12 protein-coding genes are annotated in these 14,437 nt (G+C 63.3%); 4 read left to right on the forward strand and 8 right to left on the reverse strand.

Annotation, left to right across the window (positions count from 1 at the left end):
• The first annotated feature begins 97 nt into the window (after positions 1-97).
• The gene (locus ACOYYX_RS09110; protein WP_422929618.1) at positions 98-2,713 is read left to right on the forward strand and encodes a DUF1553 domain-containing protein; all 2,616 of its coding nucleotides are present in this window, start codon (positions 98-100) and stop codon (positions 2,711-2,713) included.
• 38 nt (positions 2,714-2,751) lie between these two features.
• Complete coding sequence (locus ACOYYX_RS09115) at positions 2,752-4,131, forward strand: DUF1501 domain-containing protein (protein ID WP_422929619.1); 1,380 nt, start codon at positions 2,752-2,754, stop codon at positions 4,129-4,131.
• An 87-nt stretch (positions 4,132-4,218) separates the two neighbouring features.
• Here ACOYYX_RS09115 and ACOYYX_RS09120 read toward each other — a convergent pair whose 3' ends face one another.
• A complete protein-coding gene (locus ACOYYX_RS09120; protein WP_422929620.1) occupies positions 4,219-4,689 on the reverse strand; it encodes a hypothetical protein in 471 nt (156 codons plus the stop codon).
• 111 nt (positions 4,690-4,800) lie between these two features.
• The gene (locus ACOYYX_RS09125) at positions 4,801-8,016 is read right to left on the reverse strand and encodes a CehA/McbA family metallohydrolase (RefSeq protein ID WP_422929621.1); all 3,216 of its coding nucleotides are present in this window, start codon (positions 8,014-8,016) and stop codon (positions 4,801-4,803) included.
• Between the two features lie 242 nt (positions 8,017-8,258).
• Between ACOYYX_RS09125 and ACOYYX_RS09130 the strand changes: the two genes are divergently transcribed.
• Positions 8,259-9,119 (forward strand): hypothetical protein, encoded by an 861-nt coding sequence (locus ACOYYX_RS09130; RefSeq protein ID WP_422929622.1) that lies wholly within the window; start codon positions 8,259-8,261, stop codon positions 9,117-9,119.
• A 38-nt stretch (positions 9,120-9,157) separates the two neighbouring features.
• Here the strand turns inward: ACOYYX_RS09130 and ACOYYX_RS09135 are convergent, their stop codons facing one another.
• The 6 genes from ACOYYX_RS09135 to ACOYYX_RS09160 all read right to left on the reverse strand — a co-directional run bounded on the left by ACOYYX_RS09135 (position 9,158) and on the right by ACOYYX_RS09160 (position 12,653).
• Positions 9,158-9,400 carry a hypothetical protein gene (locus tag ACOYYX_RS09135; RefSeq protein ID WP_422931727.1) on the reverse strand — a complete coding sequence of 81 codons (243 nt, stop codon included), beginning with the start codon at positions 9,398-9,400 and terminating at the stop codon, positions 9,158-9,160.
• Positions 9,331-9,696, reverse strand: coding sequence for an HD domain-containing protein (locus tag ACOYYX_RS09140; RefSeq protein ID WP_422929623.1), 366 nt, complete (start codon positions 9,694-9,696; stop codon positions 9,331-9,333). The genes ACOYYX_RS09135 and ACOYYX_RS09140 overlap by 70 nt, the downstream gene beginning before the upstream one ends.
• Positions 9,697-10,180: 484 nt before the next feature.
• The gene (locus tag ACOYYX_RS09145; RefSeq protein ID WP_422929624.1) at positions 10,181-10,309 is read right to left on the reverse strand and encodes a hypothetical protein; all 129 of its coding nucleotides are present in this window, start codon (positions 10,307-10,309) and stop codon (positions 10,181-10,183) included.
• Between the two features lie 194 nt (positions 10,310-10,503).
• The gene (locus ACOYYX_RS09150) at positions 10,504-11,142 is read right to left on the reverse strand and encodes a DUF1345 domain-containing protein (RefSeq protein ID WP_422929625.1); all 639 of its coding nucleotides are present in this window, start codon (positions 11,140-11,142) and stop codon (positions 10,504-10,506) included.
• Positions 11,143-11,563: 421 nt separating this feature from the next.
• On the reverse strand, positions 11,564-11,815 hold the full coding sequence (locus ACOYYX_RS09155; RefSeq protein WP_422929626.1) for a DUF6582 domain-containing protein: 252 nt from the start codon (positions 11,813-11,815) through the stop codon (positions 11,564-11,566).
• Between the two features lie 85 nt (positions 11,816-11,900).
• The gene (locus ACOYYX_RS09160) at positions 11,901-12,653 is read right to left on the reverse strand and encodes a metallophosphoesterase family protein (protein ID WP_422929627.1); all 753 of its coding nucleotides are present in this window, start codon (positions 12,651-12,653) and stop codon (positions 11,901-11,903) included.
• A 167-nt stretch (positions 12,654-12,820) separates the two neighbouring features.
• On the opposite strand from ACOYYX_RS09160, the gene ACOYYX_RS09165 reads away from it, so the two are divergent.
• Positions 12,821-13,624 (forward strand): nucleotidyltransferase, encoded by an 804-nt coding sequence (locus ACOYYX_RS09165; RefSeq protein ID WP_422929628.1) that lies wholly within the window; start codon positions 12,821-12,823, stop codon positions 13,622-13,624.
• Positions 13,625-14,437 lie beyond the last annotated feature (813 nt).

The raw sequence follows: 14,437 nt of genomic DNA on the forward strand, positions 1-14,437 counted from the left end.
TCAATCCATCTCGTCGGACAGTTTTGGCCCAGGGGTGGCGCAGGATCGAGCCCGACCCGGCTCGACCCGCCAGCCTTCAGATAAGGAAAGAGCGTCCATGTCGGCGAGTCCAAGACTACTGGTCACGAGTTTGATGTCCTTCGCCGTGCTCGGCGGGGTGGCCTTCAGCGAGACGGCGCCCCGAGACGATGCGGCCGTCGAGTTCTTCGAAAGCAAGGTCCGACCGATCCTGGTCGGCAACTGCTACGCCTGCCACTCGGCCGACACGAAGCCCGCGGGCGGCCTGCGCGTCGACGACCGCAAGGGATTGCTCGAGGGGGGCGACACCGGCCCGGGCGTCGTGCCCCACGACCCGGAGAAGAGCCTGATCCTCCGGCGGATCAAGCAGGCCGACGCCAAGCGCCGGATGCCCCGAGAAGCCGAGGCCCTGAGCCCCGAGCAGGTGGCCATCCTGACCCAGTGGATCAAGGATGGAGCCGCCTGGCCCGCCGTGAAGGTGCCGGCCTCGCTCGGCAAGCCGAACCCCACGTACGATGCGCTCAAGAAGGAGCACTGGGCCTGGCAGCCGCTCCGCGACCCGAAGGCCCCGGCCGTCAAGGACGAGACCTGGGCTCGCGACGACATCGACCGGTTCCTCCTCGCCAGGCTCGAGTCGGAGAAGCTCGCACCGGTCGCCGACGCCGACAAGGTGACCCTGCTGCGCCGGGTGACCTTCGACCTGATCGGCCTGCCGCCGACCCCGGCCGAGATCGAAGCCTTCGTGGCGGATTCGAGCCCCGACGCCTTCACCAAGGTCGTCGACCGCCTGCTCGCCTCGTCACAGTTCGGCGAGCGTTGGGGTCGCCACTGGCTCGACGTCGCCCGCTACGGCGAGTCGACCGGCCCATCGCGGAATATCCCGTATCCGTTCGCCTGGAAGTATCGCGATTACGTGATCAACTCGGTGAATGCCGACATCCCGTTCGATCGGTTCATCCTCGAGCAGGTCGCGGGCGACTTGCTCCCCTCGACGAGCAATGACGAACGCAACCGGCTCGTGACCGCGACCGGCTTCCTTGGGCTCGGCGTGAAGGACGTGAACCAGCGGTTCAAGGTCCGCTTCGTGATGGACAACGTCGACGAGCAGATCGACGTCGTGAGCCGATCCTTCCTCGGCCTCACCGTCAGTTGCGCCCGCTGCCACGACCACAAGTTCGACCCGATCCCGACGACGGATTACTACGCCCTCGCCGGCATCTTCACCAGCACCGACAACCGCGCCGGGGTCAAGAACCGGATGGGCGGCGCGGGGCTCGACTACTATGTCCCCTCGATGCTCGTCACGCTCGCTGGCGAACTGGCCCCGCCCCCCGCGGATAAGGTCAAGGACCTCGAGGCGAAGGTCGCCGAGGCCAAGAAGGCCTGGGATGGAATCCGGGGTACCCCGGAGGGACTCGCCAAGGGGGCGAACGGCCAGCCCAAGCAGCGTCCATACCGGCTCAAATATGAGCGGTTGCAGGCCGAATTTCTCGAGCTGACGGACCCCGCCGCTCGCGGCCACGCCGTCCACGGCGTCAGCGACTCCAAGGTCGTCGCCGACACCGAGGTCCGCCTCCGCGGCGAGGCCGAACGGCTCGGCCCGGTCGTCCCTCGCGGCTTCCTGACCGCCTTCGAGGTCAAGGACGCCCCGGCGGTCAACCCGCAGCAGAGCGGCCGACTCGAGCTGGCCCGCTGGCTCTCGAGCCCGAACAACCCGCTCGTCCCCAGGGTCGTCGCGAACCGGGTCTGGAAGCACCTCTTCGGCCAGGGGATCGTCTCAACCGTCGACAACTTCGGCGTGAACGGCGACCTGCCCTCGCATCCGGAACTGCTCGACCACCTCGCGAGCCGTCTCGTCCGCGAGAACTGGTCGCTCAAGCGGCTGGTCCGTGCGGTCGTCCTGACCCGGGCCTATCAGCTCTCGTCCTCGTCGACCCCGGCGCACGTCGCGGCCGACCCGGCCAATCACCTGGTCTGGCGGCACGCCCCGCGTCGGCTCGACGCCGAAGAACTGCGTGACGCGATCCTGGCATCGTCGGGCAAGCTCGACCCGAACAAGCCGGCCAAGGCGGTCGTCCAGGACTTCAAGATGATCGAGATCCGGGACAACGGCCCGGAGGCCAAGCATGTCCGCGACCAGGCCGAGGCCAGCACGGCCCGCAGCGTGTACCTGCCGCTCTTGCGAGGCATCACGCCGCAGTCGCTCGAGGCGTTCGACCCGGTCGACCAGACGCTCGTCTCCGGCCAGCGCGACGCCACGACGGTCCCCAGCCAGGCCCTCTTCCTGCTGAACTCGTCCTTCGTCCGCAAGTACTCCCTGGCGCTCGCCGAGAAGCTGCTGGCCGACGATTCGAGCGAGACGAATCGGGTCGCCGCGGCGTATCGCCTCGTGCTCGGCCGCGAGCCGGCCTCGGCTGAAGTCGCCCGCGCCGAGTCATTCCTCAGCACCATCGAGTCGGAGAACCGCGACCTGATCGTGAAGCCGACGCCCGCATCGACCCCGGCGGTGACCGTCGCCGCGAACAAGTCCAAGGGCGTGCCCACCTCGGAGCAGCTCGCGAACCCCGACGAGGCCGACCAGACCGGCGAGGCCGTCGTCGAGGAGGTCGTGCAGCCGAAGGACGCCCGATCGGCCGCCTGGCTGGCGTTCGTCCAGGCCCTCTACGGTTCCGCCGAATTCCGGTTCCTCCGCTGATCCATCCATACAAGATCATTCATTCCGAGGAGTCTACGATGTCGGATCAATACTTGCCCGGCAACCCCCTCTCGCGGCGGCAGATCTTGCGATCGGCGGGGGCTGGATTCGGATACGTCGCCTTGCAGGGCATCCTGGGGCAGAACCTGGCCAAGGCTGCGAAGGTCTCGGACGCGCCCCCGCTAGCCCCCAGGGCGCCTCACTTCCCGACGAAGGTCTCGCGGGTCATCTTCCTGTTCATGCAGGGGGCGATCTCGCAGGTGGACACGTTCGACTACAAGCCGAAGCTCCAGGCCAACGGCGGCAAGGTCGGGCCGGGGGGCGGCACGCTGACCTCCTCCCTGTTCAAGTTCAAGCAGTACGGCGAGACCGGCTCGTGGTTCTCCGAACTGCTGCCGAACATGGCCACGCACGCCGACAAGCTCTGCTGGCTCCGCGGCCTGCACACCGACACCCCGGCCCACCCGCAGGCGGTCGTCCAGCTCCACACCGGCAGCGCCAACGCCGCTCTGACGCGGCCGAGCATGGGGGCCTGGCTGCTCTATGGCCTGGGGACTGAGAACCAGGACCTGCCCGGCTACATCACGATCAACCCGCCGCCCAACTTCGGCGGCGCCGTGAATTACGGCAGCGCGTTCCTGCCCGCCCACTACCAGGGGACTCGCATCAACGACCAGGGATATTTCCCCAACCTGAAGGCGCAGGTCAGGTCGTCCCAGCAGCAGAAGCAGCTCGACCTGATCCAGTCGATGAACCGCGAGCTCGCCGGCACGCCCGGGGCGCCCGACCAGGTCGACGGCGTCATCGAGTCCTATGAGCTGGCCTTCCGCATGCAGGGGAAGGTCCCCGAACTCCTCGACATCTCCAAGGAGCCCCAGCGCGTCCAGGAGGCCTACGGCGTGAAGGCCGGGCCTCGCGGCTCGTTCGCCCGCCAATGCCTCATGGCCCGCCGCCTGAGCGAGGCGGGCGTCCGCTTCGTCGAGGTCTGCCAGCCCGGCTGGGACCACCACAACAACCTGCACCAGGGCCTGATCGACCGCTGTGCCGACATCGATCAGCCGGTCGCGGCCCTGCTCACCGACCTCGAGCAGCGCGGCCTGCTGGACGAGACGCTCGTCCTCTTCGGCAGCGAGTTCGGCCGCCAGCCGACCTCGCAAGGCGCCGACGGCCGCGACCACAACATCACCGGCTACTCGATGTGGCTGACCGGCGCGGGGGTCAAGCAAGGCTACACGTACGGCGGCACCGACGAGTACGGCATCAAGGCCGAGGAAGGCCGGATGCACACCAACGACCTGCACGCGACCCTTCTCGCGTTGATGGGCCTGGATCACACCCAGCTCACCTACCCCTACGCCGGACGAGACTTCCGCCTCACCGACGTCGCCGGCAACCCGGTCCGCGAGATCTTCGCCTGATTTCTGGTTAGGTGGATGAAGTTTGATGCGACTCGGCCGCCGGTCGATCGGAGGCATCCCCTCCGATCGACCAGCGGCCTTGCTGTTTCAGGCCGAGGGTGGACGACGCGTGAGCCCTTTCCAGGGGATGAACGCGGCGATCAGACCTCCGAGGATCGCCGCGACCAATTCCGGCAGGAAATACACGACCACCAGGAACAGATTCCAGTTGGCCTCGAGCGAGTCTTCCCACGAGGCCGCGACGTGCGCATACGCCAGGTTCGACACGAAATCCGTGTACAAGATCACGACTCGATTCCCCATCGAAGACGGCTGATATTCGCACCAAATCAGGTAGATGATGGACGCGACTCCCGCCGCTTCGAAGCCTGCCCAGAAACGTCGCCATCGCCCTCGGCTCTTGAGAAAGAGCCAGACGCCGACTTGGAGGAGGGCCATCAGGATGATCGCGCCGATGAACATCTCGTGGAGGAAGAACGACCTCAACAAGCTGGCGTTCAGCCCGATGATGGCGATCATCACGAGGCCCTGTTTCAGCGGGAAGCGAAGCCCTCTCATCCGCGTCACCCTCTCTCATAAAAACAACTCCTGCCGAGGGACCTTTTCCGTCCCTCGGCAGGAGTTGTATTCAACATCGAGACCTTTCGCGAGGCGGATCTCACCGCGGCGTTACTTGGCCTCCGCCAACTTACGGAACTCGTCCTGAGCCTTGCGGAAGAGGGCCTCGACCTTGGCTCGGTCCTCGGGCTTCTCGTAGCGATTGCGCGTGGCGACGATCTCGAGCATCCCGTCGATCCATTCGACGAAGTATTTGGCGTCCTCCTGGCTCCCGATCTCCGCGCCGGCGACCTTGACGTAGACGGGGCTCGTGTGGGCCCACACCGGGCCGTCGAAGATCAAGGGGTTGTCGGCGCCTCGGACCCGGAGCGCAATCCAACTGCTCCGCTCGATGGGCAACTCGATATTGAAGCGAGTGACCCTGGCCCCCGGCTTGGGATCCCCCTCGACCTTCTCGGTCGTCGCGACCTTGCCGTTGACGAGGATTTCCAGCGTGTCGAACGGGACGTAGCTCTCCACCGTCGCGGAGACGCGCACGCTCCCCGGCGCCGCCAGTTCATGAGACTCGCCGGGCCCCTTTCGGCCGACCTCGAGCGTGGTGATCGGCCCATTCGTGACGAACGTCCGGCCGTTCTTCAATCCCTCGAGCCAGCTCGCCATGGTTAAGGGCCCATTGACCTTCACATAAACACGATCGCCGCCGAGCGGCTCGGTCGAGCGGTCGAGCAGGGCGTCGGTGCCGACGCACGCCGAGAGCTTGAACCCGCAGTTGAGCAGCTTGTACCAGAGTTCGGCCGAGAGAGGCTCGTCGCAGTTGTACGACATCAGGTCGACGGCCTGAACCTTGCCGAGGATGGCGTCAATCGGCAGTTCGCGAGCGGCCCCGTGGCTCTTGGCCGAGTCCTTGCCGAACGGGTATGGCTGGCCGGCGAACATGGGATGGCCATAGGTCACGACGCCCCCTTGACGGACGGCCTCGACCGCCATGTCGAAGTTTGCGGGGAAGTCGTTCCGGTTCGGCGTGTCGTCGAAGCCCGTGTACTGCGGCTCGACGAGTTTGTTGATCCCGAAGAACTGCATGTGGCCGTAAATCGTGCTCCGCATCTCCTCGCCGAAGACGAGCAGATGCTTATCCGTCGAGACCTCATCCGGCTTGCCGCTGATCAGACCTGCGTCGCGGATATCGTCGCCGAAGTTATTCGAGACGCAGAGATTGACGTAGTTAACCCCTTCCGCCTTGGCCGCGACGAGGGCCTCGGCCGGCCCCACGCTGATCGGCCCGCCGGTATGTAGGTGGACGTGCGAGTCGCCCGAATACCAGCCCCGCGAGGCCATGTCGATCCACGATTTCAGCTCGACCCGCATCTCGGTGGACTTCCCGCCGTCGATGGTCAGCGTCTGCGGGATCGTCTCGATGCCTCCCCGGAGTTCGATCTTCGCCTGGCCCTCGGGAAGCTTCACCTCGAAGGACCCATCCGCATAAAAATACGACTCGTTTCGTTTCGTCTGACGAACCGCCGCGCCTTCGGGGGCATGGGACTTGCCATCCCCCCCGACGATGCTGACTCGCGCCGCGGCCGGGGCATTCGACCGGACCAGGCTCACATTGACGTTCGACTGCGGCTCGGCCTCGAAGCTGGAGTCGGCGAGGGCCAGCCGGAAGATGTTCCCCTCATATCCGACCATGAGCAACTCGCCATCATGATCGACGCCGAACGACGAGATCCGCTCGGGCGACTCTCCGATCTGCCGAACCTTGACGAGTTGCCGGTCTTTCTGCGTCAGAGCGAAGATTCGCTTCGATTCGAAGTCTCCGAAAATGCAAGCCCCTTCATACGACTTGTTTTGCTTGCCCCGATAGACAAAGCCCCCCGTCACCGAGGACCCATACTTGCGTCGATAAGCCAGGACCGGGGGCGTGTACGTCTCACCGTCGCGGCGGTAGCGATCCGAGAACTTGAGGAACCCTTCATGCACGTTCCAGCCGTGGTTCTCGCCGGCCCTGGCGATGGTGACTTCCTCGAAGAGATCCTGACCCACGTCCCCGACCCAGAGGTCACCCCCGACCGGGTCGAAGCTGAACCGCCAGGGCATCCGGAACCCGGAGGCCCAGATCTCCGGACGCGAGGCCGCGCTCGCGTTGCGGAACGGGTTCGACTCGGGGATTGCGTAAGGCTTGTCCCCTTCCTGACGATCGACGTCGATCCGCAGGATGGCCCCGGTCAGGACGCCTAAATCCTGGCCATGCCCCTCGGGATCTTCCTGCGGCCCGGCATCGCCGGCCCCGATATACAAGTAGCCGTCGGGTCCGAACGCGAGCATGCCGCCCCAGTGCAGGTCGGTGTCCTGCGGGATCTGGAGTAGCCGGCGAGAAGGCTTGCCCGAGTCGCGGCGATAGTCGGGGGCGGCCTGCCGCTCGACGATCACCGGCGAGAACACGCACCCCTGATTCCGGACGTGATAGTTCACGTAATATTTGCGGTTCTCGAGAAACTTCGGGTGGAAGGCCAGGCAGACGACCCCTTCGAAGTCGCCCGTCGACGCCTCCTCGCTGAAGTCGGCGAAAAGCTCGCGCTTGCCCTCGGAGTCAGCCTCGTCGACGCGCCAGATTTTGCGCGTCATCTGCTCAACGACGAGGTACTCGCTCTTCGTCCCCGGCAGCGGGATCACCCAGACCGGATGGTCGTATTTGAGCCCCTTCTTGAAGAGGGGGACGAGCCCAATCGGTCTGGCGATGGCCGGGATCTCGCCGGGCATCCCATTGAACTGCGATCCGTCTTCTTGGCTTTTCTGCGTCTCGAGGTACGCGATCAGGTCTGCGAATGGCTCGGGCTTGATCGTCTTGTGCACCCCCGTCGGCATCAAGGATGTGCCGGGGCGTTGCTCCTGCTCGATCTCGGCGAGCGGCAGGCGCACCGGCTTGCCCTCGGCGTCGAGCAGTTGCAGTTCGTCCTTGGTCCGACGCAGCAGGACGCCGGAGTGCGACTTGCCGTCCGTCGTCACGGCGACGATCGTTCCGTAATCCGGATGGATCCGGAAGTTCGGATCCAGCACCGAGACGATCAGTTGCTCGCGTGCGAACTTGTCGCCGACGTTCCCGAGGTTCGGACCGGCGCGACGCTCCTCCCCCTTCAAGGCGTGGCATTTCTTGCAGCCGAGGGTATCCGACTCGAATAGGGACTGGCCGCGTTTCGCGTCGCCCCCCGCGAGGGCTGCCTGTCGAAACGGGGCGATCTCATCCTGATCCACTTGCTGGCCGACGGTTCGATCCGTCAGGCCGGCCAGCATCAATCCGCAGAAGCCAAGCGAGAGAGTGCTTCGGTGCATGGGTCGTTTCCTGGGCGATGCAAGTCACGCACAAGAGAAGGGGCGAAGCCGTCTACTTTACAGATCCACGGCCCGGGGCATAGGGCCTAACGCCCTCGCGCTCCGACGACTGCCGTTAGGACAAACCTCATTGCGTACGGGCTCATTGCCCTCAGAGACTTCACGCAGGATGCTCATGTCGGAATGACTCTTTGGTCGATACAACCGGCAAGAGCCTCCAATGTACGCGTATCGGAATTGCCATGCGCCTTGCCTGGGTGATCCTCGTGGCCAGTCTCGCCTTCGCGACCGGCTGCACGTCGGTCCGTCTCAGGCAACGTACGATCAACCAGGCCGCGACGCTGCCCGAGTTGCAATTCCAGCAGGTCCTCGACAACCTCGCCCAGTTCGCCGTCAATCCGTCGACGCTCCCCTATCATGTCAATCTGAAGGATGGGACGTCGCAGGTCACCGACTCGGTCTCGGGCGGGGCGCTCGTCGACATCGGCCCGCCGGCCTCGACCCAGCCGCAGATCTTCGGCTCGCGGACGGTCGTCGCCCAGTGGGGCATGGAGCCGGTGATCGACGCGACGGAACTCAGGTTACTTCGGATCGCCTACCGACGTGCCCACGGCTCGCCCGAGATGCCCGACCCCGAGTTCCTCAACGACCTGGCCCACGACATCAAGGATCAGCTCGCCTCGAACTCGGACATGCGCGACGAGACGAACGTCTTCTATCAATACCATGCCCAATCAAGCGGGAACTCGCGGGACTTCGACTCGAAGATCGTCACCACCAACGACGATCAGTTCTTCGCCGCCCCGTATCCGGACCGGTCGCCGCTGGCGAAGAACGTCTCCCGGAAGATCGAATCCATCCAGCGCGACCTGGCGAAGATCCAGCCCGGCTGGTTCCATGTCGGCCGCAAGAAAGACGTCCCCAAGGACGCCTGCTACGTCGGCCAGTCGGGCGCCTGCTATGTCTGGGTGAACGCCGACGGCCGCGAAGCCCTGAGCGAATTCACACTCACCGTCCTCGGCTTCTCGGCCCTCATCAAAGAACCGCAAACCCCGAGCAGCCCCGGCACAGTGAAGTTCTCGCCCGGCGATCGCGGCGGATAAGTGATGTGGCCGATCGCCATCTCGTGAGAGCTGAAGTCTCACTTCATTTCGAGTCGGGCTGAATCCTCCTGAGCCTGGCAAAGCACCTCCCTGGCCCTCGCCCACGGATCGGCAGGCCCGTGCCTGTGGACATCCTGCAGGGTTTGCTTCTCGCGCGAGTCGATCGTCGCGAATGCCAGGTCGTGTCCCACCACCGACGACACGTTGTCGATCAGATCCGCGGGCTTGATCGTGGCCCCTTCAGATGACGACGAGGAGAGGGATTCGCGATCAAGCCGCATCCGTTCCTCGCGATCTCCATTCTCAGGCCGGCAACGTTGCCGACTCCCGTCACGAGCCGGGTTACTCGCTCTCCGACGATGCTCGCCATTTCGTCCGGGATGACATCTGTATCCTCCAAGACATCGTGGACCACGGCCGCCGTCACGATCTCCTCGTCATGCGTATACTCCGCAACGTGGTTCGCCGCTCTTGCGCAACAATTTGCGTAAGGCTCGCGCGAATACTTGCGGATCTGCCGGAGATGAGCACACCGAGCGAATCCATACGCCAACGAAGGATCAGGCTCGTGCCTCATCCAAAAATCGTCCCTTACCGCTCGTCACTCCGTCCTGCAGAGTTTGTGAGGCTCCAACCCTAAATCCGTCGGACGAGAGGAAGACCGCTTCCTTAGCGCAAGACTCTTCTCGAAGACTTTGGGATTACCTCGATTTTTCGATGAACGACAATCGAAAACGACTGCACCACAACGAATCGGGTTGGAGCCGCCTGGATTCGATCGGGTTAAGGATGATGAATCGGGCTTCCGAAGTCGGGCAACGCCTGCTATCGAGGTCCTGTGGCCAGGAAAGGCCAATCGCAAGCACATCGAGTGAGATGGAGGAGAGGATAACGCGGCGAGTGATCCAGACAAGTGACGGCCAATCACAAATTACATGCATACGATAAAGCCAATAATGTTATCAAAGCCGCGATATTCTCCTATCAATAAATACGACCGCCCCTCGGCCAAAGGCCGAGGGGCGGTCGTTGTGTTCTGACTCGGAGAAGTGTTCCGCGTATCACTTTCCGAAAAGCTTGGCGACAAAGAAGACTCCGACGGCCCCGAGGACTCCGCCACCGCAGAGCAGGTAGGCCAGCGAGTAACGATAGGCGGCGACGGCGAGCGGCATCATTTCGACGTATTGCATGGTCGTTTCCTTGTCATTGGGTTGAGTGGAGCCAACGCCCCTTCTGAGCGTTCGGCTCATGACAAGAGTGATATCGCAAACAGGATGCCAAGACGTGTCGCGGCCACGGCAAGTCGAGGATTCCGCCAACGACGGAGGGGGGGATTCGAAGCGGTTCGGTAAGATGAGCCCGCCAGCAAAGGTGACGGAATGGCTCAGAAGAACCCGGCCCCGATATTCACCGTGAGGGCCAGGATCGTGGTATTGAAGAAGAACGCGACGATGCAGTGGGGCATCGTGATCCGGCGCATCCGCTTGTTCGTGATGTTCACGTCCGCCGTGGCGCAGGCGGTGCCGATGATGAACGAGTAATACATGAAGTCCCAGTAATCGGGCGAGTCGTCCTGAGGGAAGTCGAGCCCCGGCTTGTCCCCGGCGTAGTACTCGTGGGCGTAATGCACGGCGAACATGGTGTGCAGGAAGCTCCACGAGAGCACCACCGTGAGGCCGGCCAGGGCGATGTGCCGCCATCCACCCTGGGTCTGCAAGGACTTCGCCGCAGCGAGCTCGGCCATGATCCCGGCCAGGCTGACGACCGCCGTGATCGTCGTCAGCGCGAGGATCACCATCGAGCCCTCGTCGTGCAGCGTGGCCCGGACCTTGATGTTCTCGATGTTCGACCGGACCATCATGGTGAAGGCCAGGATCAGATAAAGCAGCGTCGAACCGTCCCAGGCGGCCAGGAGCCGCGTCCCGGTACGCCCCGGCAGGACGAAGCTCAAGATCAGGCCAAGGATGATCGCCGCGATCAACCGAGGCTGGGCCTGCATGACCCTGACGATTCCAATTCTCATCCCGAAGCACCCCCGAATCCGCCTTCCAAGATCCAGCCCCCCCGGGCTTTCCGGAACGCGAATCTACGCTCCACCTCCGAGAGACTCAATCCCCGGCCGTATTCCCAGTCCGACTCGAGACTTCAAAGATCGGGGCCGACCTCCTCGTTCCTAGGATCGACGAGACCTCTCTCTTGGTCCTCCGAAGGCGGATTTTCCGATCCCGACGCGTCGGACGACTCGCGATCGGCCTCCTGGTTGGAGCCTGGGAAGAGCCCCTCGGGCGCGGGGTGGATGGCCCTGGGGTCTTCCAATCCCCTGGCCGGATCTGAGGAAGAATCCTGGGACTCGTCCGGGTCATTGGGTCCTGAGTGTCGGCTCATGATGGTCCCTTTCGATGCGGGTGAAGAGACAACGTTGATTTCGAGATGGTGGCCCTCGCTCAATCGTCGCTGATCTCGACGCCGTGCGCCTTGGCGGCCTGCTTGATGCGTCTCTTCATCGTCTGGACCTCGGCCTTGGAGTACTTGGCCGCGTTGTCCTCGTGGTTGATGTAACTCCACGCCGCCCGGACGTGCTTCGCGCTGTCGATCGGATACTTCTTGTTGACCGGGTCGGCGAACGTCACGTCGCCGTATTCGTGCTCGCCGCGTTCGGGATTTACGTCGTCGCGTCGCTTGATGCGATCGGTCATGGCTGGCTCCTTCTTCGCGTCGCAGTTCTGGACTCGATGATTCTTCGATGTCTTAAACCTTTGAGTGCAGATGGCTCTCGTTTCCTCAGTGTGTCGGCAGCCCCTGGGGCAGGTCGAGGATGAGGAACGGGGGGCTCTCGGGACGCGTCTTGCGCATCAGGGGGAGCGACACGTTGTAGACCGGGATGTTGGCCGTGGTCCGCCCTTCGAATCGCCCGTTGTGGGCGTGGCCATGCACGACGGCCGTCACCGGGTAGCGGTTGATGGGCTCTTCGAGCCGACCGCAGCCGAGGAAGGGGAAGATCTCCACGGGCTCGTTCTCGACGGTCGCCTGGATCGGGGCATAGTGGAGGACGGCGACGCGGCTCTCGGTCCTCAGCTTGGCCAGGGCAGCCTCGAGCTTGAGGGCCTCGTCGATGGCCTCCTGGACGAAGGCCTTGATGATCTTCTCCCCCCAGGTGCCGAGGGTGCCTCGGCCAAATCCCCCCGCGAAGCCTTTCACCCCCGCGAAGCCGATCCCATTGACCTCGATGGCGTCGCCGTCGAGCATCTGGATGCCGGCATCGACGAGGATCTTGCGCACCTCGTCCTCGTGGCCCGACTCGTAGTCGTGGTTCCCGAGCACGGCGACCTTCGGCAGATTTGACACGGACAACTCTGCGGCGAGGATGTGCGCTTCTTCGGGGAGGCCGTAATCGGTCAGGTCGCCGCAGAGGACCAGGATGTCGGCGAATTCCTCGCAGTTCTCGAAGATCGGCCGGATCAGCCCCTGCGAATTCTTGCTGCAATGCAGGTCGCCCACCGCCGCGACCCGGACTACCGACCTGGACTCGGGCATCATCCCCTCCCCACGCCCCTCATCAGAGTGGCGAACTCGATCCTCGTTGCGTTGAAGCGTCAATCCCATCCAAGTCGGCAAAGTGCATGCCCAGACGGCATCGACTTTGCGAACGATTATGAACGATGAAAGTCCTGACGGAGTCGATCCTTAGGAGGCCCGTGTCCATGGAATTTGCGCCCGTCGAGATGGATCCGGAGGTCCGCGACTTCTATCGGAAGACGCTGGCCGTGCTCAACGAGGCGAGGGCTCCGTTCCTCGTGGGGGGCGCCTACGCGCTGGCCGTGCACGCCGGGATCGAGCGACACACGAAAGACCTGGATATTTTCATCTATCGAAAGGATTGCGACTCGGTCCTGGCGAAGCTCCGCGAGGCCGGTTATCGCACCGAGGTCCCGTTCCCTCACTGGCTGGCCAAGGCGCACGGCGACGCGGGATTCATCGACGTGATCTATGGATCGGGCAACGGCGTGTCCGAGGTCGATGAAGGCTGGTTCGACCACGCGGCAGAAGCGGAGTTGCTAGGGATCCAGGTGAAGCTCTGCCCGGCCGAGGAGATGATCTGGACCAAGGCCTTCGTCCAGGAACGCGAGCGTTTCGACGGCGCCGACGTCGCCCACCTGATCCGTTCCCGCGCCCACGACCTGGACTGGGAACGGCTCCTACAGCGATTCGGCGATCATTGGCGCATCCTCTACAGCCACCTGATCACCTTCGGCTTCATCTACCCCGCCGAGCGTGCCAAGATCCCGGCCCGGATTCTTGAGGAACTCGCGGACCGCCTCCGACATGATTCGGAAGTCCCCAATGCCACCGGGCAACTCTGCCAGGGGACCCTCCTGTCGAGGGAGCAGTACCTCCCGGACATCGGAACCCGAGGCTATCACGATGCCCGCCTGAAGCCCGTTGGCCGGCTTTCGGCCGAGGAAATTGCGCACTGGACTGCCGCAATCGCCTGCTCCAAGCCTTGACCGCGGGCAACCCTTTTCTCGCCGGCAACAAGAGAATTCAAGACGGGTGAGAGGGTCCTTTTTCGAAATCTCGTTCCGTCTCGTTCTCCCCTGGGCACCCTGTCTAATATTGCCCGCCCTGTGGCTAGTCGCCTGGTTGTTCCAATTCCCAAAAGGGCAAGACTCCTCCACATCCATGACTTGGTTTTCCTATCTGTCGGATGAATCGGGCCGATTCATATCGATTGGGTGGCTCCTTCCGTCGGCGGCTTAAGGGTGAAGTCTGAAGTTAACTTACGCAATCTCGATCCGCACTTAAACCTTATCCATAAAACATCTTATGGCATTGATCGAATCAACGGGGGGGGCCTCAAAAGCCTTTTGAACCGCTCATCCGGCGAGCGTGAACCGAACCCAGGAATTTTGATGGAGTTGCCACCCACACGTCATTTTTCCGTCCTATGCTTGGTCGTCCAAACTTCTGCCGACTGCATTGAGCTTAACCCGTAATCAATGGCCAAAGCCGTTTGCAGACGAAGATCAAGTTTGTTGAATAACCGCTTCGCCGTGATAGACTAGGGCGATTAAAAAATTTGGGATAATTACAGGAAAAACGCAAGATACAACAACTTCCCCCTTCGCAGGTTATCGCCTAGTTAACATCGAATGACTCCGCCGCCGTCTGCCGGAGGATTGCCCCATGCGAGTGCGCCCAAAGTTCACGATTAGAAATGTCCTTGGCCTCGCCTACCTCGAGTCCATCTCGATGAGGAGGGGCAGGGTAGAGTGGTTCGCTTCTGAGCATGCTCCTGCTGGATCACCCGCGTGATCCAG

It is taken from the genome of Singulisphaera chitinilytica, assembly GCF_049331405.1.
Taxonomy (GTDB): Bacteria; Planctomycetota; Planctomycetia; order Isosphaerales; family Isosphaeraceae; genus PoT.